The sequence below is a fragment of the Streptomyces sp. NPDC059917 genome, assembly GCF_042730635.1.
GTDB lineage: Bacteria > Actinomycetota > Actinomycetes > Streptomycetales > Streptomycetaceae > Streptomyces.
Window position 1 is genome coordinate 93,781 of sequence record NZ_JBHWLC010000005.1, and the last position, 23,053, is coordinate 116,833.

The 23,053-nt window shown below is 73.1% G+C and carries 21 protein-coding genes; 8 read left to right on the forward strand and 13 right to left on the reverse strand.

The annotated features are described in order from the left end of the window. Window positions 1-1,276: WD40 repeat domain-containing protein (locus tag ACFWAR_RS04695; protein WP_385773031.1), on the forward strand; the 1,276-nt coding region annotated here is incomplete at its 5' end. Here ACFWAR_RS04695 and ACFWAR_RS04700 read toward each other — a convergent pair. Both ACFWAR_RS04700 and ACFWAR_RS04705 read right to left on the reverse strand, forming a co-directional pair. Then, window positions 1,258-3,381 (reverse strand): DUF6259 domain-containing protein, encoded by a 2,124-nt coding sequence (locus ACFWAR_RS04700; RefSeq protein WP_385773033.1) that lies wholly within the window; start codon window positions 3,379-3,381, stop codon window positions 1,258-1,260. The genes ACFWAR_RS04695 and ACFWAR_RS04700 overlap by 19 nt on opposite strands. A gap of 145 nt (window positions 3,382-3,526) precedes the next feature. Continuing rightward, a complete protein-coding gene (locus tag ACFWAR_RS04705; protein ID WP_385773035.1) occupies window positions 3,527-4,582 on the reverse strand; it encodes an Lrp/AsnC family transcriptional regulator in 1,056 nt (351 codons plus the stop codon). 148 nt (window positions 4,583-4,730) lie between these two features. Between ACFWAR_RS04705 and ACFWAR_RS04710 the strand changes: the two genes are divergently transcribed. Further along, window positions 4,731-5,915, forward strand: coding sequence for a M20 family metallopeptidase (locus ACFWAR_RS04710; protein ID WP_385773037.1), 1,185 nt, complete (start codon window positions 4,731-4,733; stop codon window positions 5,913-5,915). A gap of 32 nt (window positions 5,916-5,947) precedes the next feature. Continuing rightward, the gene (locus ACFWAR_RS04715; protein WP_385773039.1) at window positions 5,948-6,274 is read left to right on the forward strand and encodes a nuclear transport factor 2 family protein; all 327 of its coding nucleotides are present in this window, start codon (window positions 5,948-5,950) and stop codon (window positions 6,272-6,274) included. Between the two features lie 24 nt (window positions 6,275-6,298). Here ACFWAR_RS04715 and ACFWAR_RS04720 read toward each other — a convergent pair whose 3' ends face one another. Further along, the gene (locus ACFWAR_RS04720) at window positions 6,299-6,976 is read right to left on the reverse strand and encodes a hypothetical protein (protein WP_385773041.1); all 678 of its coding nucleotides are present in this window, start codon (window positions 6,974-6,976) and stop codon (window positions 6,299-6,301) included. A gap of 109 nt (window positions 6,977-7,085) precedes the next feature. Then, entirely contained in the window at window positions 7,086-8,312 is a 1,227-nt protein-coding gene (locus tag ACFWAR_RS04725; protein ID WP_385773043.1) for an alpha/beta hydrolase family protein, read from the reverse strand. A gap of 103 nt (window positions 8,313-8,415) precedes the next feature. Between ACFWAR_RS04725 and ACFWAR_RS04730 the strand changes: the two genes are divergently transcribed. Together ACFWAR_RS04730 and ACFWAR_RS04735 are read left to right on the forward strand one after the other, a co-directional pair. Beyond that, the gene (locus ACFWAR_RS04730; RefSeq protein ID WP_385773045.1) at window positions 8,416-9,009 is read left to right on the forward strand and encodes a TetR/AcrR family transcriptional regulator C-terminal ligand-binding domain-containing protein; all 594 of its coding nucleotides are present in this window, start codon (window positions 8,416-8,418) and stop codon (window positions 9,007-9,009) included. A gap of 123 nt (window positions 9,010-9,132) precedes the next feature. Next, complete coding sequence (locus tag ACFWAR_RS04735) at window positions 9,133-9,429, forward strand: DUF6355 family natural product biosynthesis protein (RefSeq protein WP_385773047.1); 297 nt, start codon at window positions 9,133-9,135, stop codon at window positions 9,427-9,429. Window positions 9,430-9,468: 39 nt separating this feature from the next. Here ACFWAR_RS04735 and ACFWAR_RS04740 read toward each other — a convergent pair whose 3' ends face one another. From ACFWAR_RS04740 to ACFWAR_RS04750, 3 genes are read right to left on the reverse strand one after another with little or no spacing between them, the layout of a single operon-like run. Beyond that, complete coding sequence (locus ACFWAR_RS04740) at window positions 9,469-9,888, reverse strand: STAS domain-containing protein (RefSeq protein WP_385773049.1); 420 nt, start codon at window positions 9,886-9,888, stop codon at window positions 9,469-9,471. Further along, complete coding sequence (locus ACFWAR_RS04745) at window positions 9,885-11,012, reverse strand: B12-binding domain-containing protein (RefSeq protein WP_385773051.1); 1,128 nt, start codon at window positions 11,010-11,012, stop codon at window positions 9,885-9,887. Before ACFWAR_RS04745 ends, ACFWAR_RS04740 begins: the two co-directional genes overlap by 4 nt. Next, entirely contained in the window at window positions 11,009-12,601 is a 1,593-nt protein-coding gene (locus tag ACFWAR_RS04750; protein WP_385773053.1) for a PP2C family protein-serine/threonine phosphatase, read from the reverse strand. Before ACFWAR_RS04750 ends, ACFWAR_RS04745 begins: the two co-directional genes overlap by 4 nt. Window positions 12,602-13,242: 641 nt before the next feature. Here ACFWAR_RS04750 and ACFWAR_RS04755 point away from each other — a divergent pair. Next, the gene (locus ACFWAR_RS04755; protein WP_385773055.1) at window positions 13,243-13,374 is read left to right on the forward strand and encodes a hypothetical protein; all 132 of its coding nucleotides are present in this window, start codon (window positions 13,243-13,245) and stop codon (window positions 13,372-13,374) included. Between the two features lie 14 nt (window positions 13,375-13,388). Here the strand turns inward: ACFWAR_RS04755 and ACFWAR_RS04760 are convergent, their stop codons facing one another. The 6 genes from ACFWAR_RS04760 to ACFWAR_RS04785 all read right to left on the reverse strand — a co-directional run bounded on the left by ACFWAR_RS04760 (window position 13,389) and on the right by ACFWAR_RS04785 (window position 20,006). After that, on the reverse strand, window positions 13,389-14,603 hold the full coding sequence (locus ACFWAR_RS04760) for a phosphatidylserine/phosphatidylglycerophosphate/cardiolipin synthase family protein (protein WP_385773057.1): 1,215 nt from the start codon (window positions 14,601-14,603) through the stop codon (window positions 13,389-13,391). A 232-nt stretch (window positions 14,604-14,835) separates the two neighbouring features. After that, a complete protein-coding gene (locus ACFWAR_RS04765; RefSeq protein WP_385773059.1) occupies window positions 14,836-15,228 on the reverse strand; it encodes an STAS domain-containing protein in 393 nt (130 codons plus the stop codon). A 17-nt stretch (window positions 15,229-15,245) separates the two neighbouring features. Beyond that, window positions 15,246-15,704, reverse strand: a complete 459-nt coding sequence (locus ACFWAR_RS04770; protein WP_385773061.1) for a response regulator — start codon at window positions 15,702-15,704, stop codon at window positions 15,246-15,248. Continuing rightward, window positions 15,701-17,368, reverse strand: a complete 1,668-nt coding sequence (locus ACFWAR_RS04775; RefSeq protein ID WP_385773063.1) for an ATP-binding protein — start codon at window positions 17,366-17,368, stop codon at window positions 15,701-15,703. The genes ACFWAR_RS04770 and ACFWAR_RS04775 overlap by 4 nt, the downstream gene beginning before the upstream one ends. Beyond that, window positions 17,365-18,660, reverse strand: a complete 1,296-nt coding sequence (locus tag ACFWAR_RS04780; protein ID WP_385773065.1) for a PP2C family protein-serine/threonine phosphatase — start codon at window positions 18,658-18,660, stop codon at window positions 17,365-17,367. The genes ACFWAR_RS04775 and ACFWAR_RS04780 overlap by 4 nt, the downstream gene beginning before the upstream one ends. A gap of 110 nt (window positions 18,661-18,770) precedes the next feature. After that, window positions 18,771-20,006 carry a PP2C family protein-serine/threonine phosphatase gene (locus ACFWAR_RS04785; RefSeq protein ID WP_385773067.1) on the reverse strand — a complete coding sequence of 412 codons (1,236 nt, stop codon included), beginning with the start codon at window positions 20,004-20,006 and terminating at the stop codon, window positions 18,771-18,773. Between the two features lie 101 nt (window positions 20,007-20,107). Between ACFWAR_RS04785 and ACFWAR_RS04790 the strand changes: the two genes are divergently transcribed. Further along, window positions 20,108-20,620: a MarR family winged helix-turn-helix transcriptional regulator gene (locus tag ACFWAR_RS04790; RefSeq protein WP_385773069.1), complete on the forward strand. Its 513-nt coding sequence runs from the start codon at window positions 20,108-20,110 to the stop codon at window positions 20,618-20,620. Window positions 20,621-20,973: 353 nt separating this feature from the next. Further along, entirely contained in the window at window positions 20,974-22,932 is a 1,959-nt protein-coding gene (locus tag ACFWAR_RS04795) for an IPT/TIG domain-containing protein (RefSeq protein WP_385773071.1), read from the forward strand. Window positions 22,933-23,053 lie beyond the last annotated feature (121 nt).

Consider the following 23,053-nt stretch of genomic DNA (forward strand, 5'->3'; position numbering starts at 1 on the left):
AGGCGCGGTCATGGGCTGCGCCGTCGCACCGGACGGCACCTGGCTGGCATCGGCCGGAGCCGACGGCACGGTCCGCGTCTGGGACCTGCGGTCCGGTCTGGAGCGGCTGTCCTTGACGGGCCACGAGGGGTGGGTCAACGCGTGTGCCGTGGCGGCCGACGGCGCCCTGCTGGTCTCGGCGGGTGCGGACCGCACCGTCCGCGTCTGGGATCCGACCGCCGGGCACCTCGGGATCACCCTCTTCGGAGACACCGGAGGCGCCACCTCCTGTGCGGTGGCCCCCGATGCGAGCTGGATCGCCGCGGGCGGTGCGGACACCATGGTGCGGGTCTGGCGCCCGCGGTGGGGTGACGGGGACGGCGGCAGGCTCCCCGGGGCGGCAGCCGTGCGCACCCGGGTGCGCGGCCCGGTCGAACCGGTCCGCGAGTGCGCCGTCTTCCCGGACGGCGCCCGGATCGTCTCCTCGGGCGACGACGGCGCCGTGCGGCTCTGGGACGTCGCCACGGGCAGCGAACTGGCCGTCCGCAACGCCGGTACCGGCGGGGCGGCGTGCTGCGCGGTCGCGCCGAACGGCTCGTGGATCGCTTCCAGCGGAGCCGCCGACGGACACGACAGCACCCTCCACCTGTGGAAGCCCGACGGTGACGGCCGGCTCCCGCACCTCACCTTGAGCGGCCACACGGCATGGGTCGAGCGCTGCGCTTTCACCCCGGACGGCGCGCAGGTGGCCACCGTCAGCGGTGACGGGACGATCCGCCTGTGGGACACCGCCGACGGCGCGCCCCTCGCCGTGCTCGGCGCCGATCTCGGCCAGCTGTTCGGCTGCTCGATCTCCCGCGACGGGACCAGGCTCGCCTCGTGCGGAACGGATCGGCTCGTGCGCCTGTGGGACCTCGGGTCCCGCACCCTGATCTCTGTCCTGGCCGGCCACACGAACCGGGTGATCAACTGCGCCTTCTCGGCGGACGGTGCGTGGTTGGCCTCCGCCGCCTACGACGGGACCGTCCGCACCTGGGACACCGCCACGGGGACCTCCCTGCTCACCATGGACGCCGGCAGCGCCGTCTGGGACTGCGCCGTCTCCCCGGACGACGCCTTGATCGCGAGCACCGGCACGGACGGCGTCATCCGGATCTGGGACGCCCGCACCGGGCAGTGCCGCAGCGCGCTGCGCGTGGGGCAGGAACTGCGTTCGTGCGCCTGGATCTCCGACTCCCGCCTGTGCGTGTCGGGGTACGCGGGCGTCTACGTGCTGGATTACGCCGCCGGAGGCTGAGCCCGCCTTCGCGGGGTTCCCCCCGCCGGGATGACGACGGCCGCGGAGCGCGGCGGCAGGTCGAGGCGCCCGTCGACGACGCCGGTCCACCTGTCGTCGCCGACGAGCCGGTAGAGGGGCCGGGAGCCGATCCCTTCGATCCGGACCGACGCGGTCTCGGCGGCGTAGTTGGCGACGGCGAGAGCGGGCTCGCGCGTGTGGCGGTGCAGATGGACGGCATACGGGTGGTGCGGGCTTCCGTCGGCGGACCGCACCTCGGCGCCCACGGTGTCGCGGAACGTGCCGTCCCAGAACCAGTCGCGCAGTTCGGTGCGGAGCGCGTCCATCTGCCGGCCGTAGGCGATGGTCCGGGGGAAGTCGGTCGGGCGTCCCTTGAAGTGGAACGGTTCGTAGCTGATGAGGTACCGGTACAGCAGGCACTGGTTGATCATGTTGCGGTCGTCGAAGCCGCTGACCGCGGTCATCATCGACGCCCCTGGCAGCAGGTACCGGTGGAGCGGGAGGTGCCCGGGGTCCGCGCTCTGGAGGTACGAGAGGTGGTACCGCTCGAATTCCCAGTCGTACAGGCGCTCCCCGGCGTAGAGGAAGTCGGGCGTCCGCGGCGTCTGCCGGGAGAACCGGCGGACGAGCTCGTTGTCGTTGCCGTAGACGGGCCAGGCGAGCGGATGGCCGTGGCCGGGGTCGAAGCAGAGCCGGGCGTCGGCGTGGTGTTGGCACTGGTCGAACAGCAGGCCCGCCGCGCCCAGCGCGACGATGATGGCGAACTCCCGCTCGCAGACGGCCAGGTAGCGCTCGCTGCCGAAGCACATCGGGATCAGGTGACGGACGTTGACGCCGAGCAGTTGGGTGGAGGTCTGGTAGCGGTAGTGGACGCCGTTGTAGGGGTCGCCGTACGGGTCCTTGACGGTGTCCGCGGCGATCTCCGAGTACCGGGGGGCGGTCCGGTCGCCCCACGTGAACTTGGCGAAGAGCACCACCTTGACGCCGAGCTCCTGGATCCGCGCGATCGCGTCGTGCAGTTCCTCGAAGGTGCCGAGCCTGGGATCGGGCCGGTGGAAGGGGTAGCCGCGGTCCTGGCCGCCCTCGTTCCACCCCACGAGCTGGATCGCGCGAATTCCCGCGTCGGCGCACTCCCGCCCCACCTCGGGCAACTCACGGAAAGGAAGGCGCAGTTCGTCCTCGGGCGAGTTGAGGTGCAGCTGGAGCCAGGCGTGCGGCTCGCCCGTCCAGGCGGGCGCCGTCGGTCCGGCCATCCACTCCCCCCGCCAGCGCCGGTAGATGTCCGCACCGGTGTGCCAGTCGCCCTGGAACAGTTCGAGCGCGATCGGGGTGAGCGCCTTCGTCGTGCCGGGCGCGACGAAGGGCAGGTGGACGGTGGAGAACCGGATCGTCGCGTCGGGGTCCGGCTGTCGGGCGATGGTGTCCGCGTACCCGGGGACCAGTTCGGACCGCCAGCTCACGAGATCGTCCCGGCGCTCGGCGACACCGACGTACATCCCCTGGTCCCGCGCCAGGACCAGCATGAAGGGGGAACCGGGTGTCGCACCGGCGTTCGGATCGTCGAAGCTGGCCATCTGGGTCGGGTGATCGACGCCGTGGGGTGGGCAGTTGCCCTGGAAGCGCGGCCACAGCCGCTGCTGCACGGCGGTCGCCTGGGACAGGCAGAAGCTGCGCAGCTCCTGGTCCGCGGAGGGTGGGCGGAGGTCCCCGAGGCACGGTGCCCAGACGTTCTCGACGGTGTGCTCGGACCGGTTGTCCACGGTGGTCTCGAACAGGACCCGTCGTCCGGTGACGCTGATCCGCTGGACCACGCCGATCGGGTGTTCGCCGCCGTGCTCGGAGCGCACCCGCCGCCAGGAGAGCGTGATCGCGCCGCCCGAGGGGTCGACCCGGATCTCGGGGGGATCCTGTCGCACGCCGTCGGCCGGATTGTTGCGGCGTCCGGGAAGCGGGATGAGCAGTCGGAACCCGGCCGCCAGCTCGGTCCGGTCGGTGACCCGCCATCCGGTCCCCGTCGACTCCACCCGCGCCAGGGCGCCGGTGCGGCGGTCGATCGCCACCCTGATCCCGTCGCCGGACAGGTGGACCAGGTCGGTCTTCGTCATCGAGCCGTCTCCCCTCCGAGCGGGGGCGTCGCCGTCGACGCCTCCGGCTCGTACGCGGCCTCACTGCCCACGAGGCGACCACATGAGCGGCGGCGCGGTCAACCGTCACTTCCTCTTCCCGTACGTCGGCCGGCCTGAACGGGTGTCAGCGGATGCCGGGAGGCCGGGTCGGATCCCGCCAGATGTCCAACGGAACGGCGCGCACCGCGCGTCCGTCCGCGTCGAGGATCCGGCCCATCCGCTTCACGGTGCGCAGGGACACGCGGCGCTCGGCCACGCGCAGGTCGGGGAACCTGCGGGCGAGAGCGGTCTCCAGGCGCTGGACGTCGGCGAGGGAGCGCTGCCAGACGGAGAGCATCAGGTTGTGCGCGCCGGTGACGGATACGCACAGCCGGACCTCGGGGAGTCGGGCGAGCTGATGGCCGACCTCGTCCAGCCGGTCCGCCGGGAGGTCGGCCAGGAAGGTCGCCAGGACCGGTCGGCCCGCGTCGCGGGCGGCGATCTCGCAGCGGAAGCGGATCGCGTCGGAGGCTGCGAGCCGGTCGAGGCGGCGGCGCAGCGTGGACGGGCTGAGCCCGGTGGCGGCGGCCAGCTCGGCTTGGTCGAGGCGGCCGTCGACACCCAGCCTGATGAGCAACTCGCGGTCCTCGACGCGGACTTCCGCCCGGACCCCGGAGGCCGTCCCGTTGCCCGCCGCATGATCGTCGTGCAGCTCCACGCGCTGGGCCGGGTCCAGCGAGTCCAGCCGCCAGCGGATCCCCTCGGCGTAGAAGCAGGTCGCGAGGTGGACGCGTACGGCGTCGACTCCGTGGAGTCGGCCGAGGCGTTCAGCGGTGTACCGGGAGACCGTCGCGAGGTCGGTGAAGGCGGCGGTGACGACGAGGTCGCAGCCCTGGGAGTGGTGCTCGATGCTCATCACGTGCGGGTCCTCGGCCAGTTCGTCAGCGATCTGCCGCAGCCGGTCGGGCGCGCAGTCCAGGTCGAGGTAGGCGACGCAGCCGCGGTCATCGGGGTGCGGCAGGCCGTACGCCGTCACCCAGGCGATCCCGGCCGACGAGAGGCGGTGCCAGCGGCGGGCAGCGGTGACGGGGCTGATGCCGAGGGTCTGGCCGAGCAGCGACCAGGGCGCCCGGGGGCGCAGCTGCATCGCGTTCACCAGGGCGAGGTCCAGTTCGTCCACCGTCGCGTCGGCGCGGCTCACCGGCGGCTTCCGGTGGATTCGTTCATGGGAGGTCCCCTGGTGGCGTGATCCTGCACAATCGCGGGAAACTCCCGCCTCGGGACCAAGAATCAGGGAACAAGATCGCTCTGCACAAGTTCCCGCTCGCGCGGGTGCGACGGAGGTACCCGTGTCCCTGTACGACGATGCTCTCGGGCTGGCCCCGGACCTGGTCCGGCTCCGCCACGACCTGCACCGGTTCCCCGAGCTGGGTCTGGCCCTCCCGCGCACCCAGGAGCGGGTGCTCGAGGCCCTGGACGGACTGCCGCTGGAGGTGAGCCGGGGCTCCGCGCTGAGTTCGGTCACCGCGGTGCTGCGCGGCGGGCGACCGGGGCCGGTGGTGCTGTTGCGCGCCGACATGGACGGGCTGCCGATCACGGAGAAGGCCCCGGTGTCCTTCGCCGCCGACAACGGCGCCATGCACGCCTGCGGGCACGATCTGCACACCGCCATGCTCGCCGGTTCCGCGCACCTGCTGGCCGCACGTAGGGACCGGCTCCACGGCGACGTGGTCTTCATGTTCCAGCCCGGCGAGGAGGGCTGGGACGGCGCCGGAGCGATGCTCGCCGAGGGCGTGCTGGACGCGGCGGGCAGGCGTCCGGTCGCCGCGTACGCCCTGCACGTGGCGTCGACCATGCCGCACGGCGAGTTCAGCTCCCGGCGCGGGCCGATCCTCGCCGCCTCCGATGCGCTGAACGTCACCGTGCACGGCGCGGGCGGCCACGGTTCGATGCCGCACCGGGCCATGGACCCCGTTCCGGCGGCCTGTGAGATGGTCGCCGCCCTGCAGACCATGGTGACCCGCCGCTTCGACGTGTTCGATCCGGTGGTGGTCACCGTCGGGCTCCTGCGGGCCGGCACCCAGCGCAACATCATCCCGGAGTCCGCGCGCTTCGAGGCGACCGTGCGCACCTTCTCCGCCGAGGCGCGGGCCAAGGTCGCCGAGACCGTGGTGGAGCTGGTCGCATCCGTCGCGGCCGCCCACGGCCTGCGGGCGGAGGTCGAGTACCTTCCCGAGTACCCGGTGACCGTGACGGACGGGGCCGAGACCGACTTCCTGGCGGAGACGGTCCGCGAGGTCTTCGGCGAGGAGCGCTACCGGACGATGGCGAACCCGATGACCGGGTCGGAGGACTTCTCCCGGGTGCTCGAAGCCGTTCCGGGATCGTTCGCGTGGCTCGGCGCGGCCCCGAAGGGGGCCGACCCCGACGACCTGCCGCTCAATCACTCGCCCTACGCGGAGTTCGACGACGCGGTGCTCCCCGAGGGAGCCGCGCTCTACGCGGAACTCGCCACCCGTCGCCTCGCGGCCTGACACCGTAGACCTGCAACGCAAGGAGCCACCACATGACCGAACCGCGCGACGTGGTCGAGCGGCAGCTCGCCGCCTACAACGGCCACGACATCGACGCCTTCGCCGCCACCTACGCCGAGGACGTCACGGTCCGACGGTCCGACGGCAGCCGACTGCGGGGCCGACAGGCCCTGCGGGACAAGTACGCCGCCCAGTTCGCCGAAGGCCGCTGCCGGGCGGAGATCGTGGGGCGGCTCGTCGAAGGCGACTGGGTGGTCGACCACGAGATCGCCCACGGCCTGGCCGACGAGCCGGTCCGCGTCCTGGTGGCCTACCGGGTGCGCGAGGGTCTCATCGACCGCGTCGACTTCCTCGGCTGAGCGCAGCGGGCCCCGGTCGACGACTCAGCCGGTGGGCTTCAGGGCCTTCGCCAGGGCCTTGTCCACGTGGGCGTCGACGAGGGCGGGGCTGCCCGAGAGCACGACCAGTACGTTGCCGGACCGGACGGCGATCACCTTCGTCACGCTGGGACGTCCGTCGGCCGTGAGCGTCAGGACGTGCCCCCACTGCTCGTCGCCGAGCCGCGGCGCGGCCACCTTCTGGACGGTCGCCCGCAGCGTCACGTCGAGGGGCGGGGTTCCGGACACCATCCGGAACTCCGGGCACGCCTCCGTGGCGGTGAAGACCTCCCGGGACCGGCCGGAGATCTTCGCCTCGGTGTCGCTGTAGATCTCTTCGCTCAGCCCGGCCTCCTGCGACGGGTGCGCGAAGGAGACGGTGGCCCGGTGCGGGAAGCCCAGTGAGCCGTCCGCCGGCAGGGGGCCGAGCTTCTCCAGGGGCGGGCATCCCACCACGGCCGTCTCGTCGGGCTTCGCCGTCGCCTGGGGCCGCACCCGGAAGTCGGTGCCCAGATCGGTCGGCTCCAGCAGGCGCGGGCGGAGTTGCGCGTCGGTCAAGGGCCGCACGGACGCGCCGGGTCCCCCGTCGGCCGGCGCCGGGGCCCGCGCCGCCGGGGAACAGCCGGTCAGCACGAGGACCCCCAGAGCCGTGAGGCCGAGCAGGTTCCTGACGTCGTTGCGCATGTGTGATTCCCCCCAGAACGCGCGTGCGGGCGTACGCTACCCGATCACACCGGGTGGGCCGACGGGCCCTCGGTCACCGCCGGCCCCCGCGGTTGCTCGCGGGGCGGGGTCAGGCGCGGGCGGGGGTCAGGGTGTCGTCGAGCCAGTCGTAGATGCGGGCGTTGGCGTGGCGCATGGCGCCGGGGTGGCAGTGGGCGCCGGCGCCCTCGTCGGCGGTGAAGAGCATGAGGGTCTTGGGGCAGGTGAGGTGTGCGTAGAGCTGTTCCGGCTGGCCCTTGAAGAACTCGTCCTCCGCGGCGTCGCACACGAGGGTGGGGCACTGGATCCTTTCGGCGATCCCGTCCGCGAGGGTGTAGTCGAGGTAGGAGGCGTTGAAGGCGCGGGGGGTGTCGACCCCCATGACGTACATGCCGTGGTTCAGTGCCCAGCGGGCGATCGGGTCCTTGGCCATGATCTGCTCGAGGGCGGCGTCGAGTTCCGGGGCGGTCCGTGCCCGCAGCAGGCGTTCGGCTTCCTTCCGGTCGCCGGGGATGTTGCGGACGGACGTCTGGCCGAGGTCGTAGAGGCCGTCGACGGCTATCAGCGCGGCCAGCCGGTGCTCGAAGGCGGCCGCCCGGGGGGCGAGCAGTCCGCCCATGCTGAGACCGAGCAGCGCGATGCGGCCGTTGTCGACCTCCGGCACCGTCTCGGCGAAGTCGATCACCGGGGTGATGACGTTCTCCCAGTCCGGGCGGAAGACCAGGCCCTGGTGGTGGCGCGGCCCGGGCATTCCGGGGCCGTCGAAGACGAGCACGGTGTAGCCGCGCTCGACGGCGGCCAGCGCGCCGAAGAAGTGCATCTCCTCGGCGGTGCCGTCGAAGCCGTTGTGCATGATCAGCGTCGGCCGGGGGGTGCCCGAGTCGTCGACGCGGTAGAGGTAGCCGGGCAGCGTGGTGTCCTCGTAGGGGATCCGGACCGGCTCGATGCTCGGGGTGGTGTAGAGGGCGGCAGCGGCCCGGAAGCACTCCACGGAACGGTCGTAGGCGTGGTCGTGGCGCGGGTCGCAGTCCTTGCCGTGCAGGAAGAACTCCGCCGACCGGTAGTAGTTCGAGGCCCGCAGGAACCCGTCGCGGGCGCTGACCCGGTGGCCGCCCGACAGCGCCTTCTCGGCCTCCGAGGACACCCGGCCCGCGGTGGCGAACCATTCGGTGTACCAACTGTCGTAGTCGCCCTCGGTGATCCGCGCGGCGGTGGAGACGACCTCGCCGAAGTCGGCGCCGCCGTAGGCGATGTGACTCATCGAGCGCAGGGTCTCGTACCAGAACTGGGTGTTGTTCGGGAACAGCAGCTGCTTCATGGCGGTCTCCTTCGACGGCACCGTAAGCACAGATCTGTGCTTGTGGTGGCGACTGTAGGGCCTCGGCCGCCTGGAAGCAAATATCTGTGCTTAAGATGGGGGTGTGACTCAGAAACAACCGGCCGCGCGCATCCGCAGGAGTCCTGAACAGGTCCGCGAAGCGGTCCACCAAGCGGTCATCGAGCTGCTCTCGACCCCGGAGGGCGAGGACCTCTCCATCCCCGCGATCGCGGGACGCGCCGGTGTCAACCACACCAGCGTCTACCGGCGCTGGGGCAGCCTGGACGCACTGCTGGCCGACACGGTGACCACCCGCCTCGAACGCGACTCGCCGCTGGGCGACACCGGCACCCTGCGCGGCGACCTCGTCGCCTGGGCCGAGGCCAGCGTCGCGAGCATGCACACCCCCGAAGGGCGCGCCCTCGTGCGCGCCGTCATCCTGTCCATGCCGAGCAGCACGCAGGAACAGAGCGAGCGGGCGCGGCACTTCCGGCGGCGCATGCGCTCGATAGAGCAGATCCGCGAGCGGGCCGCGGCCCGGGGCGAGGTGCCGCCGCCGCTGGAGGAGATCCTCGACCAGCTGATCGGGCCCTTCTACGTCCGGGCGATCTTCGGCATCGACCTGCCGGCCACCGGCTACCCGGAACTCCTCGTGGACAGGCTGCTCGGCGGCGCGAGCGGGCCCGGCCCGGCCTGAGGAACAGCGCTGCCCGATGTCGACCGGGCGCGGGGGCACGCGCCGGAGCGCGCCCCGGCGCGCACCCGTTGCGGAGGCTCTGCTTTCGTTTCAGCCGTTTCGGCGCGGGGGTAGGTAGCCCTCATGGGTACACGACGATTTCTGCCCCTCGCTCTGACCGCCCTGCTGCTGGGTGTCACCGCTCCGGTCGCCACCGCCGCCCCCGCGGCCCCGAGAGCCTCCGCGGTGGATCCCTGCGGGTACTTCACGAAGAACTTCCTGGCCTTCTACAACCACTGCACCTCGGACGGTTCCCACATCCAGATCAAGATCGACCGGATCAACGAGTGGGACACCAAGCACTGCGTCCGCCCCGGTGTCACGCAGCTGGGCACCACGTCGCAGATCCGCAACGCCTGGTACACCGGCAAGCTCTGCTGAGGGCGCGGCACTTCGCGGCCCCGCGGCCTTCGACGCCGATCAAGCGCCCGGGTCCGGGGAGCGGGCCGGAGGTTGCTCCTCGCCCGGCCCGGCTTCCAGCGGTCCGGTGCCCGGCTGGGCGCCCGGGCGGGTGTGCGTGAAGTGGCCGAGGGTGCCGGTGAGGCGCAGGAGCCGGTCGAGTTGGGTGGTGCGGCTCTCCAGCTGGAGGACGGCCCCGGCGGCGTCGGTGTGCCGGCGGATCATGAGCAGGGCGGCCAGGCCGATGCTGTCGACGGTGGTCAGGCCCGCGCAGTCGACCCGTACCTCGTGCGGTCCGTCGTGCTCCGCGAGGGCGCGACGGACGGCGTCGACGAGGAGTTCGGCGTGCCGGTGGTCGAGGTCGCCGTGCAGCTCCACGCCGACGACTCCGTCGGCGTAGTGGTGCGACAGGCGCAGCGGGGTGGTGGGGGAAGTCGTCATGCGGTGGTCCCGGTCGGGGTCAAAGGGGTACGGGTGCCGGTGCGGGTGAGCCGGGCCGATGCGGCCCGCAGGGTGGCCGTGGCCCGGGGGAAGTCGGACAGCCGGTGGGCCAGCAGGGCGAGCGCGGGCAGCAGCGAGGTGGCCGGTACGCCCCGGGATTCCAGTACGTCGGCCGTCCACAGCAGGAAGCGGAGGAAAAGGTCCGTGTCGTCGGTGTAGAGCGACGCGGCGAGGAAGTCGACGATGTGGGAGAGGTCCTCCGCGGTGCGTTCGCGCTGGACGTCGGTGTACTCCCGCATCGCCGGGTGGTTCTCCTGGAGTTCGACGAAGACCTCGCGGACCAGCCGCTGTCTCCCTCGTGCCACCAGGGTGTACTCCTGGTCCTGCAGGTGCGGGAGGTCGTCGAGCGACTGCCGGCCGGGGCAGGGACGGCCGAGGGGTGCCCGGGCCAGGTCGTCCGCGGCCGTACGGGCGTCCGGCGCCCACGCGTCCGCGCCCAGGAGCCGGGCGTACCGGCCGTCGGGGCCGAAGGCGGCTCCGCCGACGATCACCGGGGTGCCGGCGGCCCGACACGCGGTGATCGTGGCGTGCGCCGTGGGCAGGCGGGTGGGCAGGGAGCTGGAGAGGGCCACGACGTCGGGCCCGGTGCGGTGCACGTGGGCGATCAGGTGCGGGGCGGGGACCTGGGCGCCGAGGTAGTCGACGTGCCAGCCGCGCAGCCGCAGGACTTCGGCCAGCAACCGGGCGGGCAGGGCGTGCCATTCGCCGTCCACGCAGGCGACGGTCACCTTGCCCCGGTGCGGTCGCGTCCGGGCCGCGGGGTGCAGGGCGACCGCTCCGACGGCCCGGTCGTTGATCGCGGTCGCCGCGTGCTCCTGGGCCACGGTGATGCGGTCGGCCGCCCATTCCTCGCCGATCCGGCCCTGGACCCGGGCGATGACGTCCAGCAGGGCGGATTCCGGGGCGAGTCCTTGGTCCAGGGCGCGCAGCACCGCGGCGACGGCCGCGGATTCGTCGAGGGCCAGCAGCGCCTGCCAGAGCTGCTCGGCGAGCTCCGCCGGGCGGGTGGGCGCCGACCTCGGGGCGGGCGCGGCGGGGGATGTGGTGGTGTGGTGCGGGCTCATGCGGTGAACCTGCCCCGTGTGTGGCCGTCCACCGCACTGAGGTGGTTGGTGCGCGGGGCGGAGATGACCACGACGGCCATGTCGTCGTGGCGCCCGGCGCCGATCCACTGGGCGGCGAGCATCTGTACGCGTTCCACCACGGCCTCGGCGGGCATGGCCGCGCACTCGGACAGGGCGCGGCGCAGCCGTTCCTCGCCGAACATCGCCCCGCCCAGGGGGCCGCCGCGGGCTTCGCTGATCCCGTCCGTGTACAGGACGCAGGCGTCGCCGGGGGCGAGCGTCACCGAGGCGGTCTCGGTGGTGATCTCGGGCAGGGCCCCGACGAGGGTGCCCCGGGTGGGCGCCTCCTCGATGCTGCCGTCGACGCGCAGGACGAGGGGCGCCGGGTGGCCCGCGCTGGTCAGGCGCAGGCGCACGGCGTTGCCCTCGCGGGCCGCGGAGGCGAGCACCATCGTCGCGAAGCGGGTGCTGTCGGATTTCAGCAGCGAGGAGTTGAGCAGGCTGAGGACGCGGTGGTGGTCGTCCGCCATGGGCAGGAGGGCCTGCAATGTGTTGCGGATCTTCCCGGTCATGACGGCGGCCTCGAGCCCCTTGCCGCAGACGTCGCCCAGCACCACCAGGGAGGCTTCGTCGCGGCCGCCCATCGGGTGGAGGTCGTAGAAGTCGCCGCCGACCCGCTCGTGGTCCTTGGAGGGCCGGTAGCCGCCCGCGTATTCCACTCCGGACGTCTGCCGGAGCTTGGGCGGCAGCAGTTCTCGCATCAGCGTGTCGGTGACGGCCGCCTGGTCGGCGTACAGGCGCGCCGCGGACATGGCGGCGCCGGCGCGCGCCGCGAACAGCCGGGCGAAGACCTCCTCGTCCTCCGAGAACGGGGCGCCCCCGGCCGTGCGCAGGAGGACCAGGGCGCCGGCGGGCACGCCGTGCCCGGGCAACGGGGTGACGACGATCGATCCGACCCGGGCCAGCCCGTCCGGCAGTAGCCAGTCGGGCGCGACCGCGGGGTCCAGCCAGCGGGAGGGGACGGGCGGGAACCCCTGGAGGGCCTCGGCGAGTCCGGGGGCCTCCCCCGGGTCGACCGCGAGGAGGGCGGTGCAGGGGTGGCCGCCGCGGACGCAGGAGACGACGCGCAGGCCGCCGCCGTGGTCGGGGGCCAGGACCAGGGCGGCGTCCGTGAAGTGCTCGGCGGCCAGCTGCGCCGTGGCCTCCATGCACCGGTCGAGGTTGAGGGAGGACAGCAGCAGGTTGGAGGAGCGGACCAGGAACGCGGTGCGTTCGCGTTCGGTGCGCAGCTCCTCGCGGGTGGTCCGGTGGTGCGTTTCGTCCACCAGCCACCACTCCACCGTGCCGTCCTCGCGGGCGGTGGGGTGCGCTTCGTACGAGCGCGGGCCGATCGGTCCCCGTGCGGGGCCGGTCTGCGGCTCCGGCGGGCGCATCGCGGGCGGTTCGGCGCCCACGCGGCGGGCGTGGGCCGACGCGATCCAGGCGGGTACCGCACCGGACAGGGGGGTGCCGGGCCGGGCGCCCGGGAAGAGCAGGCGGGCCGCGTCGTTGCTGGAGACCAGGTGGAGCCGCGCGTCCGCCACGATCACGGGGTAGGGGAATTCGTTCCCCGCGCGACCCGCGGCGGGGGAACCGGACGTGATCTGCGTGGAAGGAACCAAAACGGTCCGGGCCCGCTGTGCGGCCCCCTCACCTCTTCGTCTGGAGCGGAAGCAACGGGGATGTCGTTGCCTTGCGGCAACCATCCTCCATGGACGGCGTCTTCCGCAACCGGACCCCCCGCCTCCGTACGGAAGGCGTGACACAGCGTCACCCGTGCGCACGAGCGTGCGCGCCCCTGTTCGGAACGTAGTGGGGCGCACCGGCCCCGGCGTGCGTAGGACAATGTCCGGGTGATCGGAGACGAACCGGTCGTCGCGACGACGACGCAGAGCGGCGCGTCCGTGGTCCGGCTGCGCGACGACGGCCCCGTGGGCGCAGCGCGCTCCGGCGACGACGCGCCGGCGCCCGGCCACCCGCCCGTGTCCGCCGCGGACGCGCGGGCCCGGGTGCGGGCCCTGCTGCCGGCCGGGACCGACCTGGACGCGGTGCGCGTCATGGACGCCCTGCTGGTCACCTCCGAGCTGGTCACCAACGCCATCCGGCACGGCGGCGGCGTCACGGGCTTCCGGGCCCGCGTCGCCGGGTCGCTGCTGCACCTGTCGTGGCCGACGCCAGCCCGCGGCTCCCCGTGTCGCGCACGGGTACCACCGAGCGGCCGGGCGGCTACGGGTGGCCCCTCGTCCAGCGGCTCGCCGCGCGCGTGGAGTGCCGTGCGCACGACGGGGGAAAGACCGTCGTCGCCGTGCTGCGCCTGGGCTGAGGCCTCAGGGCGCCTCACAGGAAGCGGCGCACCGGCTGCACGGACAGCTCCCGGGCGCGTTCCAGCACGGAGCGGCGCCGCCAGCGGGCCGGGCCGATCCGGGTGCTCTCGCGCAGGTCGTCGTCGAAGTGCGCGTCCAGGGTCCGGGTGAACTCGGTGTCGAGCACGGCCAGCATGACCTCCTCGTCGTGGTCGAGGGAGCGCCGGTTGAAGTTCGACGAGCCGATGAGGGCGGCGATCCCGTCCATCGTGAGGATCTTGGCGTGCATCATCGTCGGCTGGTACTCGTGGATGCGGACGCCCGCGGCGGTCAGCCGCTCGTAGTGGTGGCGGCCGGCCAGTTGGCACACCCGCTTGTCGGTGTGCGGGCCGGGCAGCAGGATCTCGACCGTGACGCCGCGGCGGGCGGTCGCGGCGAGCAGGTCGACGAAGTAGCGGTCGGGGGCGAAGTAGGCGGTGGCCAGGCGCACGCGCTCCTCGGCGGACTCCAGGACCACCCGCATCAGCGTCTGCATGTCCTGCCAGCCGAAGGCGGCCGAGCCGCGGACCACCTGGACGACCGCCGAACCGGCGGGCTCGTGGTCCACGAAGCGGTCCCGGGCGTCGAAGAGCTCGGGGTGGCACTCCGCCCAGTTCTGCGCGAAGGCCGCCGCGATCCCGTCGACGGCGGGCCCCCGCACCTCGGCGTGGGTGTCGCGCCATTCGCGCGGGTTGCGGGCGTCACCGCACCATTCCTCCGCGATGCCCACGCCGCCGGTGAAGGCGGTCCGCTCGTCGACGACCAGGACCTTGCGGTGGCAGCGGTGGTTCTGCTTGAGCGGCGAGAGGAAGGCGGGCTTGCGGAACCAGGCGACGTGCACGCCCGCCCGCTCCATCCGATCCAGCAGGTCCTGTTCGATCAGGCGGCTGCCGAAGCCGTCGAGGAGCAGCCGGACCCGGACGCCGTCGCGGGCCCGCTCGGCGAGCGCCTCGGCGAAGCGGCGGGCGATGTCGCCCTTCCAGTAGACGAAGGTCATCATGTCGACGGTGTGCCGGGCGGAGGCGACGGCGTCCAGCATCGCGGTGAAGATCTCGTCGCCGTTGCGCAGCGGGCGCACGTGGTTGCCCTCGGTCGCGGCGATGCCGATCAGGCGCTCCAGGCGGCGCCGGACGCGGTGGATGCGCTCGTCCTGGCGGGCTCCGGCTTCGGGGTCCCCGTCGGGGGTGCGGACGTCCTGGGTGAGGCTCACGCGGACGCTCCACGGGCCGGGACCTCGGTGGACGGCCCGGTGGCGCTCCCTGCGGACGCGGGTGCGCCCTCCACGGCCATGGTCATTCGGGGGCCCCTCTCCCCTGGGCCGCCGCGCTCCCCGTCCGGCGGGTGCGGGGCGGGGGACCGTGGCGGACGCCGACGTTCGTTCGACGCCCGTATGGCCGCGATGGCGGAGTTCAAACCGGGGGCGGGGCTCCGATCGTCCCGGATCAGCCGTGCCGGGGCGCGAGGGGCATGGCCACGGCCTCCTCGATGCTGGCGGCCACGGCGAACGCCTGGTCCGCCCCGGTGACTTCCAGCAGTCGGGCCAGCCGGGGCGGTACGGTGCCCGCCAGGACCACGGGCCGCTCCAGGGTGGGGCGCAGCAGGATGCCCAGGGCCGCCGAGTCGACGAAGGTCACCCCGGCCGTGTCCAGTACGTAGCGGGTGACGCCGGGTGCGTCGGGTGCCATCGCGGTGCGCAGTGCGCTCACGGTGTCCATGTCGAACTCCCCCGCCATCACGACGATGCGCACGTCCACCTCGGTGCGCACGCTGACGCGGCCGGGCATCTGGCCGCCGTACTCCTGCGTGTCCGTGTTCGTGGCCGGGTGGTCGGTCATCTCGGTTCCCCTCGTGTTCAGTGCGTGCGCGGCAGTTTGACCACGGTGACGAAGAAGTCGTCGATCTGCTGGATCGCGCGGATGAACTGGTCGAGGTCCACCGGCTTCGTCACATAGGCGTTGGCGTGCAGTTTGTAGCTGCGCAGGATGTCCTCCTCCGCCGCCGATGTGGTGAGCACGACCACCGGGATGTGGTTCAGCTCGGGGTCCGTCTTGATCTGCTCGAGCACCTGGCGGCCGTCGTACTTGGGCAGGTTCAGGTCGAGCAGGATCAGGTCGGGGCGGGGGGCCTCGGTGTGCGCGCCGCGGCGGTACAGGAAGTCGAGCGCCTCCAGGCCGTCGCGCACCACGTGCAGCACGTTTCCGATCTTGTTGTCCTCGAACGCCTCGCGGGTCATCAGCTCGTCGCCCGCGTCGTCCTCGACGAGCAGGACTTCGGCGGGGGTGGCCTGCGGGCGGTCGGCGGGGATGCTCATGAGTCGGTTCCTTCGGAAGGGGTGGCCCGGGCGGAGGGTTCGGCCTCGCCGGGGGTGTCCGGTGCGTCGGCGACGGGGAGGGTCAGGACGATCCGGGTGCCCGCCTCGTGGGTGGTGTCGATGCGGATGCGCCCGCCCGCGTTCTCGACGATCTTCTTGCAGAGCGAGAGGCCTATGCCGGTGCCGCCGTAGGCGTCCCGGCTGTGCAGTCGCTGGAAGATCACGAACACCTTGTCGGCGAACTCCGCCGGCACGCCGATGCCGTTGTCCGTGACCGCGAAGGCCGCGAAGCCGGGCTCGGCCGCGGGGTCGTCGACCACCGCCACCTCGACCCTGGGGGGCCGGTCGGGCGAGCGGAACTTGACGGCGTTGCCCACCAGGTTCTGCCACAGCATGGTCAGCAGGGTCGGGTCGCCCACCACTTCGGGGAGCCGCTCGGGCCTGCTGATCTCGGCGCCGCCCTCCTCGACGGCGGCGGCCAGGTTGCGCAGGGCCCGGTCGAGGGTGGAGTCGAGGTCGACCCGCTCGCACCCGTCCTGGACCCGGCCCACCCGGGAGTAGGTGAGCAGGTCGTTGATCAGGACCTGCATGCGCTTGGCGCCGTCCACGGCGAAGCCGATGTACTGGGTGCCGCGCTCGTCGAGCTGGTCCCCGTACCGCTTCTCCAGCAGCTGGCAGAAGGAGGCCACCTTGCGCAGGGGCTCCTGGAGGTCGTGCGAGGCGACGTACGCGAACTGTTCGAGCTCGGCGTTGGAGCGGCGCAGCTCCACCGCCTGGGCGTCGAGTTCCACGGCTGTGCGGTCCAGCCGCTCGGCGTTGCGGCGCGAGGTGCGCAGCTCGGCCACGGTGCGCCGGCGCATCGCCTCCACGGAGCGGGCCAGGGCCCGCAGGTCGGAGGGACCGGCGAACGGGATCTCCTCGTCGAAGGCGCCGTCGGCCACCCGCTGGGAGGCGGTCCTGATCCGGGTGAGCGGGCGCAGGACGCCGATGTGGAGCAGGACCGCGAGTCCGCCCGCCGCCAGCAGGAGGCCGACGATGATCGCCAGCAGGATGTGGTCACGCTGCTCGCGCGCCTCGCCGAAGGTGGTGCGGGCCTCGGCCTGGACGGTGTCGAGCCGCTCCTGCTGTGCGGCGATCCGGCGGCGCACCTCGTCGAAGCGGACCTTGCCGCTCTGCGCCGAAGGCCGCGCCGTGCCTTCGCGCACGGCGCGGACGGCGGGCTCCGCGAACTCCTGCCGCCAGGTGCGCGCGGCCTCCTCCACGGCGGCCAGGTCCGCGCGCTCCGCGGCCTCGCCGTCGCCGCCGCCGTCGAGGACGCCCTTCAGCCGGTCGACGGCGGTGCGCTCCTCGACGAGGCCGCGTTCGTACGGTTCCAGCAGTGCGGGGGCGTCCGCGAGCAGGTAGCCGCGGACCCCGGTCTCCTGGTCCAGCAGGGCCGTCTCCAGGCGCAGCGCGTCGCGTTGGGCGGGCAGGATCCCGTCGACGAGCCGGTCCCCGGCGGTGGTGGTGTGCGAGAGCAGGGTCGCGCCCAGCGCGCCCGTGCCGACGACCACGAGGGCCAGGACGACGAGCACGGTGTTTAGCCAGGTCTGCAGGCTCGGGCCGTGGCGGTCCTGCCGGGTCCGCCTGTCGGGGGTGGTTCCGGTTTCTGCGGGGTCGCTCACGTGGGGGCGTTCCATTCGAGGTGGAGTACGGCGACGTCGTCGGCCAGGCCGCCCCAGTCCGCGGCGAGGCCCTGCGCCGCCTGGATGAGGGAGTCGACGAAGGGTTCGGCGGGCAGGTCGCTCTGGCGGCGGGCGATCTCCAGGAGGCCCTCCTCGTCGAGGCGGGCGGGGCCGGGGCCGATCCGTCCCTCGATCAGGCCGTCCGTGAAGAGCATCACGGCGCCGCCGGGCGCGACGGGGACTTCGGTGACGGGCCAGCCCGGACCCCATCCGGGCATGATGCCCAGGGCGGGCCCGCCGGGGACGAGGCGCAGCTCGACCTCGCCCGGTGAGCGCACCAGGAAGCCGGGGTGGCCGGCGCGCTGTACGGAGACCGAGTCCGCTCCGGCGGCCCGGGTCAGTGCGGTGAGGGTGGTGAAGATCTCCGCGCCGGAGCGCTCCGCGAGCAGGATCTGTTCGAGGAGCCGGAGCAGTTCGGCGCCGCGGGCACCGGCCATGACGAAGGCCCGCCAGGCCACGCGCAGGCACACGCCGAGGGCCGCCTCGCTCGGGCCGTGTCCGGAGACGTCGCCGACGACGGCGTGGGTGGCTCCGTCGGCGGTCTGGACGACGTCGTAGAAGTCCCCGCCGAGCAGTGTCTGGGCGCGTCCCGGCTGGTAGCGGGCGCAGACATGGACGGTCTCGACCGGGTCCTCCAGCAGGAGGGGCGTGGGCAGCAGACCGCGTTCGAGACGGGCGTTCTCCTCGGCGCGCAGGATGCCCGACCGTACGGCGACGGCGGCGAGCTCGGTGTGCTTGCGCTGGATCGCGTAGCGGATGGCCCGCATGAAGACGTCGGCTTCCAGACGCCCCTTGACCAGGTAGTCCTGGGCTCCGGCGGCGACCGCGCCCAGGCCCGCCCGTTCCTCGGAGAGCCCGGTCAGGACGACCACCGCGGCCTCCGCGCAGACGCCCAGGACCTCCTTGAGGCCGTCGAGGCCCTGGGCATCGGGCAGGTGCAGGTCGAGCAGGACGCACTGGGGTGCCTCGGCCTCCAGCAGGCGCAGGGCGTCGGCGAGGGAGCGGGCCCGTCCGAGGCGGACGTCGATGCCGCTGTCCTCGACGAGCTCCTCGACGAGGACGGCGTCGCCCTCGTCGTCCTCGATGAGCAGGATGTACGGCGGCACGCCGTTCCAGAGCGCCAGGGACTCGTCCGTCTCCTCGGCGGGGGCCCGGCGGGGCGGGAACGCGGTCTGCTGCTGTGCCGGAGCGGCCGTACGCCGTTGCGGACCCACTCCGATGGTGCTCCCCATGGTGTCGCGCTAGTCCTTCCCACCGCTGAGCGCGGACACCTGGACGCCCGATTGCGCCGGCGCCAGCTTAGTTCGATCATTTGCCTCAAGGCAATATTTCAGAAAGTCAATTACTGGCCTTCTCCCCCGGGTGCGAGCGGCCCCGGGTCGGGCCGACCGTGCCAGTCGAGGCAGACCACCATGGCGTCGTCGACGATCTCCACGCCGCCCCGGTGCCCGGCCAGCTCTTCCAGGAGGGCGCGGGGCACCTGCGAGGGCGGCAGCAGCCGGGTGTTCATGACGGCGCGGGCCAGGGCGTGCAGGCTGTAGCGCTCGCCGCCCGGCGAGAGGACGTCGTAGACGCCGTCGCTGAGGAAGAACAACCGGTCACCGGGCAGTACGCGGAAGCTCTGGCAGGAGTAGACGGTGTCCTCGAACATGCCGAGCGGCAGCTGCGCCTCCAGCACCACCTCCTCCACCACGCCCGCGCGCAGTCGCCAGACGCGCGGCGATCCGGCGTCGATGACCTGGACCTCGCCGGTGTCCAGGCAGAACCGGAGCAGCAGCATCGCCAGGTGCACGCGGCCGTGGTACTGGCCGAATACGGCCTGGTCGGCCAGGGCGACCTGGTCGGCGAGGTCGAGGCCGGACCGCCGGGCGTTGCGCAGGGCGCTGACGGCGAGATTGGTCAGCAGCGCGGCGTCGATCCCCTCGCCCATGCCGTTGTTGACGGTCAGCGTCAGGTGGTCGGGGCCGGACGACCAGTCGAAGCTGTCTCCGAAGACGGCGTAGGCGGGATCGAGCTGGGCTCCGAGGTCGTACTCGGGACGGGAGCAGGAGCGCCCCGGCAGCAGCTGCCACTGCATCTCGGCGGCCAGGGTCAGCCGCCGGGCCCGCCTGGCCTGGAGGAACACGTCGGTGTCCCGGTCGGCGACGAGGATCTCGTGGCCGAGCGCTTCGGCCACCTCCTGGAGCGGCCCGAGCCGCGAGCGGTCGTAGGCGCCGGCGGCGTAGGTGACGCTCAGCACTCCGAGGCGGTCCCCGCGCACGCTCACCGGCAGGTGGACGACGACGCCGCCCGGGCCGGGACCCGCGGGGTCGTCCGCCCGCCCCGGGGCGACGTACGGTTCCTGGGAGCCGAAGGCCCGGCCCGCGGGGCCCTGCTGCGCGGGCAGCGACTCGACGGTGAAGGGCTCCTGCGTGAAGGGCTGGAGCCGGGCCGAGGCGTAGTCCGCCATCAGCAGTTCGGCGCCGTGCGCGCCGTGCTGCCGGAGCAGCAGCTCATGTACCGCGTCGAACAGCTCGTGGGGGGCCGCCCCCCGCAACGCGCGCCCCTCATCGCCGCCCACCACGTCGACTCCAGCCACCGGACCACTACCTACCTCTCGCGCGAATGCTAAGAATGGAGGACCACGAAACAACCCGCCCGCACGAGCGGGACGTACGAATCTCCGGTAGGGAGTGTCACATGAGCCAGCGGCAGATCCGCTCCGCCCGGCCCTCCGTGGCAACCGCGCACGTCGCGGTGGCGGAGACGAGCGAGCTGATCGAGATGCTGGCGGTGATCTGGGAGCGCGGCCGGGACACGGCCAGCGCGCCGCCCGTCTCCTCCGCACAGGCACGGGTGCTGTTCCTGATCGACGGGAACGGGGAGATGAACCTGCGGGAGCTGGGGCGGCTGCTGGAGGCCGCCCCTCCGTCGGTGACCCGGCTGTGCGACCGCCTCCAGGCCGTCGGGTTCGTCGAGCGGCACCCCGGGACGGGCGACCGCCGCGAGGTCCTGCTGGCCCTGACGCCCGCCGGGCGGTCCTACCTGGCGGACCTGCGCGGCCGTCGTCAGGAGGCACTGGCCGCGGCCATGGCGGCGATGCCGCCGGCCTCGCGCGCCGCGCTGGCGGTGGGCCTGGCCGACTTCTGCGCGGCGGTCGGCAGCCCGCTCCGGCTGGCGCACGAGCGGACGGCGCCGCCCCGCACGGCCTGACCGGGCTCCGTGCCGCGGCGATGATCGCCGCATCCGACCGTCACGCCCCTCTCGCCCGTCAATGTCTTCCAAAAGAGAACCCGTTCGGTCATCTTCGACATGGTTCGACAAGTGGGCTCATTTCCCCTCGGATCATTGAAAACATGGGAGCGCTTCGCCGTGCCCGTCCTGCGGGTGCACGAGGCGCTCGCTGTCGTGGCCCGGACGGGCGGCGGTGGTGTACGGGGGCGGGAGAGCGGCGGGGCGACGAGGACGCCGCGGGCCGTGGGGCCGTCCTGTGCGACCGCACCGCTGCGGTTTCCCGGGGCCCTCCGGTTCCCGCCGTCGTGGTGCGGCCCTCGGAAGGAGAGACAGTGACGTCTTCTCGCACGCCCGGAGCCCGGCCCTCGCGCCGGACGCGCCGCTACGGGCACCGGCCCCTGATCGCCGCGGCCTGCTCCGCCGCCCTGGTACTGACCGGCCTGACCGCCTTGGCCGGGACGCCCGCCCGGGCGAACGCCGGGGGCCGGATGGCCTACGTCACGAACCTGCGCGGCAATTCGGTCTCGGTCATCGACACCGCCACCAGCACGGTCACCGCCACCATCCCCGTCGGCAGGTTCCCCGAAGGCGTGGCCGAGTCCCCCGACGCCTCCCGCGTGTACGTCGCCAACGACGGGGACAACACCGTCTCGGTGATCGACACCGCCACCAACACCGTCACCGCCACCATCCCCGTCGGCCAGATACCGGGTCCGCTGGCGGTCTCCCCGGACAGCTCCCTGGTCTACGTCGGCAACAACGTCGCCGCGGGCGTCGGCGGGATCACCGTGATCGACGCCGCCACGAACACGGTCGCCTCGACGTTCACCACCGGCAACCAGCCCTTCGGCATCGCGTTCACCCCCGCCGGGACCAAGGCGTACGTGGCGAACTTCGTCGGCAGTTCGGTCTCGGTCGTCGACACCGCCACCAGCACGGTCACCGCCACCATCACCGACCCCGGTGCCAGGACGCCCGCGGCGGTGGCCGTCACCCCCGACGGAGCCCGCGCCTACGTCGCCAACTTCAACAGCAACAGCGTCTCGGTGATCGACACCGCCACCGACACCATCACCGCCATCCTCGGCGGTTTCGGCGGGCCCGAGGGGGTGACGACCACCCCCGACGGGGCCCACGTCTACGTGGCCAACGCGAACTCCAACACGGTCTCGGTGATCGACACCGCCACCAACACCGTCACCGGCGCCGTCCCGGTCGGCAGGGCGCCCGTCACCGTGGTCGCCGACCCGGTCGGCGCCAACGCCTACGTCGCCAACTCCGGCGCCAACACGGTCTCGGTGATCGACACCGCGACCAACACGGTCACCGGCACCGTCGCGGTGGGCAACACCCCGTTCGGCATCGCCGTGACCCCCTCGCCCCTGGCCGTGACCGGCCTCAGCGTCAGCGAGGGCCCGGCCTCCGGCGGGGCGACCGTCACCATCACGGGCACCGGCCTGGCCGGGGCCCGCGCCGTGCGCTTCGGCACCACCGCGGCCAGCGGCGTCACCGTCGTCAACGACCGGACCGTCACCGCGACCGTCCCGGCCCACGCCGCGGGCACCGTGGACGTCACGGTCACCACCCCGGCCGGCACCAGCCCGACGTCCGCCGTCGACCGGTTCACCTATGTCGCCCCGCCGGTCGTGACCTCGGTCGCCCCCGGCAGCGGACCCACCGCGGGCGGCACCCCGGTCACCGTCCACGGCACCGGCCTGAGCGGCGCCACCGCCCTCACCTTCGGCACCGGCAACCCGGCGACCGCCGTGTCCTGCCCGACCGACACCACCTGCACGGCCACCTCCCCGGCGCACGCGGCGGGCACGGTCGACGTCCAGGTGACCACTCCCGGCGGGACCAGCCCGACCGGGAGCGCGGACCGGTTCACCTACGTCGACCCCGCGGCCGACATCGCCGTCACCGTCGCCGGCCAGCCCCACCTGGGCATCCTCGTGCCCTACCTCACCTACACGCTGACCGCCCGCAACAACGGCCCCGACCCGGTGACCTCGGCCACCCTCACCGCGACCCTGCCCCCCGGCGCCGGCGCCACCCACCTCTCCTCCGGCTGCACCAGCACGGCCAACCACGTGACGTGCGCCTACGGCGCCCTCGCCAACGGCGCCAGCGCCGTGAAGTCCTTCCGCGTCCCCCTGAACCTCCTGTCCCTCGGATCCGTCCAGGTCACCGGGGTGCGCACGGCCTCCGCACCCGTCGACACCGTCGCGGCCAACGACACCGGCACCGCCACCTGCACCGTCATCTCCATCGTCCTGGCCACCTGCCCGTAGGCACTCCCCCGCCGGGTGGTCCGGCCCGCTCGCCCGGCCGCACCACCCGGTGCGGCCGGGCGCCCCGCGGGGGCTCTTCTTGGTGACATCCTGTCGGAAAGCCGAGGCCGCCGACGCACGT

What these genes read in the sequence shown, in the direction of transcription:
- ACFWAR_RS04735 (WP_385773047.1), top strand. Translation starts at nt 9,133, where the DNA reads ATGGGTACACGACGATTTCTGCCCCTCGCTCTGACCGCCCTGCTGCTG.
- ACFWAR_RS04720 (WP_385773041.1), bottom strand. Translation starts at nt 6,976, where the DNA reads ATGCGCAACGACGTCAGGAACCTGCTCGGCCTCACGGCTCTGGGGGTC.
- ACFWAR_RS04765 (WP_385773059.1), bottom strand. Translation starts at nt 15,228, where the DNA reads ATGACCGACCACCCGGCCACGAACACGGACACGCAGGAGTACGGCGGC.
- ACFWAR_RS04745 (WP_385773051.1), bottom strand. Translation starts at nt 11,012, where the DNA reads ATGAGCCCGCACCACACCACCACATCCCCCGCCGCGCCCGCCCCGAGG.
- ACFWAR_RS04700 (WP_385773033.1), bottom strand. Translation starts at nt 3,381, where the DNA reads ATGACGAAGACCGACCTGGTCCACCTGTCCGGCGACGGGATCAGGGTG.
- ACFWAR_RS04770 (WP_385773061.1), bottom strand. Translation starts at nt 15,704, where the DNA reads ATGAGCATCCCCGCCGACCGCCCGCAGGCCACCCCCGCCGAAGTCCTG.
- ACFWAR_RS04780 (WP_385773065.1), bottom strand. Translation starts at nt 18,660, where the DNA reads ATGGGGAGCACCATCGGAGTGGGTCCGCAACGGCGTACGGCCGCTCCG.
- ACFWAR_RS04725 (WP_385773043.1), bottom strand. Translation starts at nt 8,312, where the DNA reads ATGAAGCAGCTGCTGTTCCCGAACAACACCCAGTTCTGGTACGAGACC.
- ACFWAR_RS04715 (WP_385773039.1), top strand. Translation starts at nt 5,948, where the DNA reads ATGACCGAACCGCGCGACGTGGTCGAGCGGCAGCTCGCCGCCTACAAC.
- ACFWAR_RS04740 (WP_385773049.1), bottom strand. Translation starts at nt 9,888, where the DNA reads ATGACGACTTCCCCCACCACCCCGCTGCGCCTGTCGCACCACTACGCC.
- ACFWAR_RS04790 (WP_385773069.1), top strand. Translation starts at nt 20,108, where the DNA reads ATGAGCCAGCGGCAGATCCGCTCCGCCCGGCCCTCCGTGGCAACCGCG.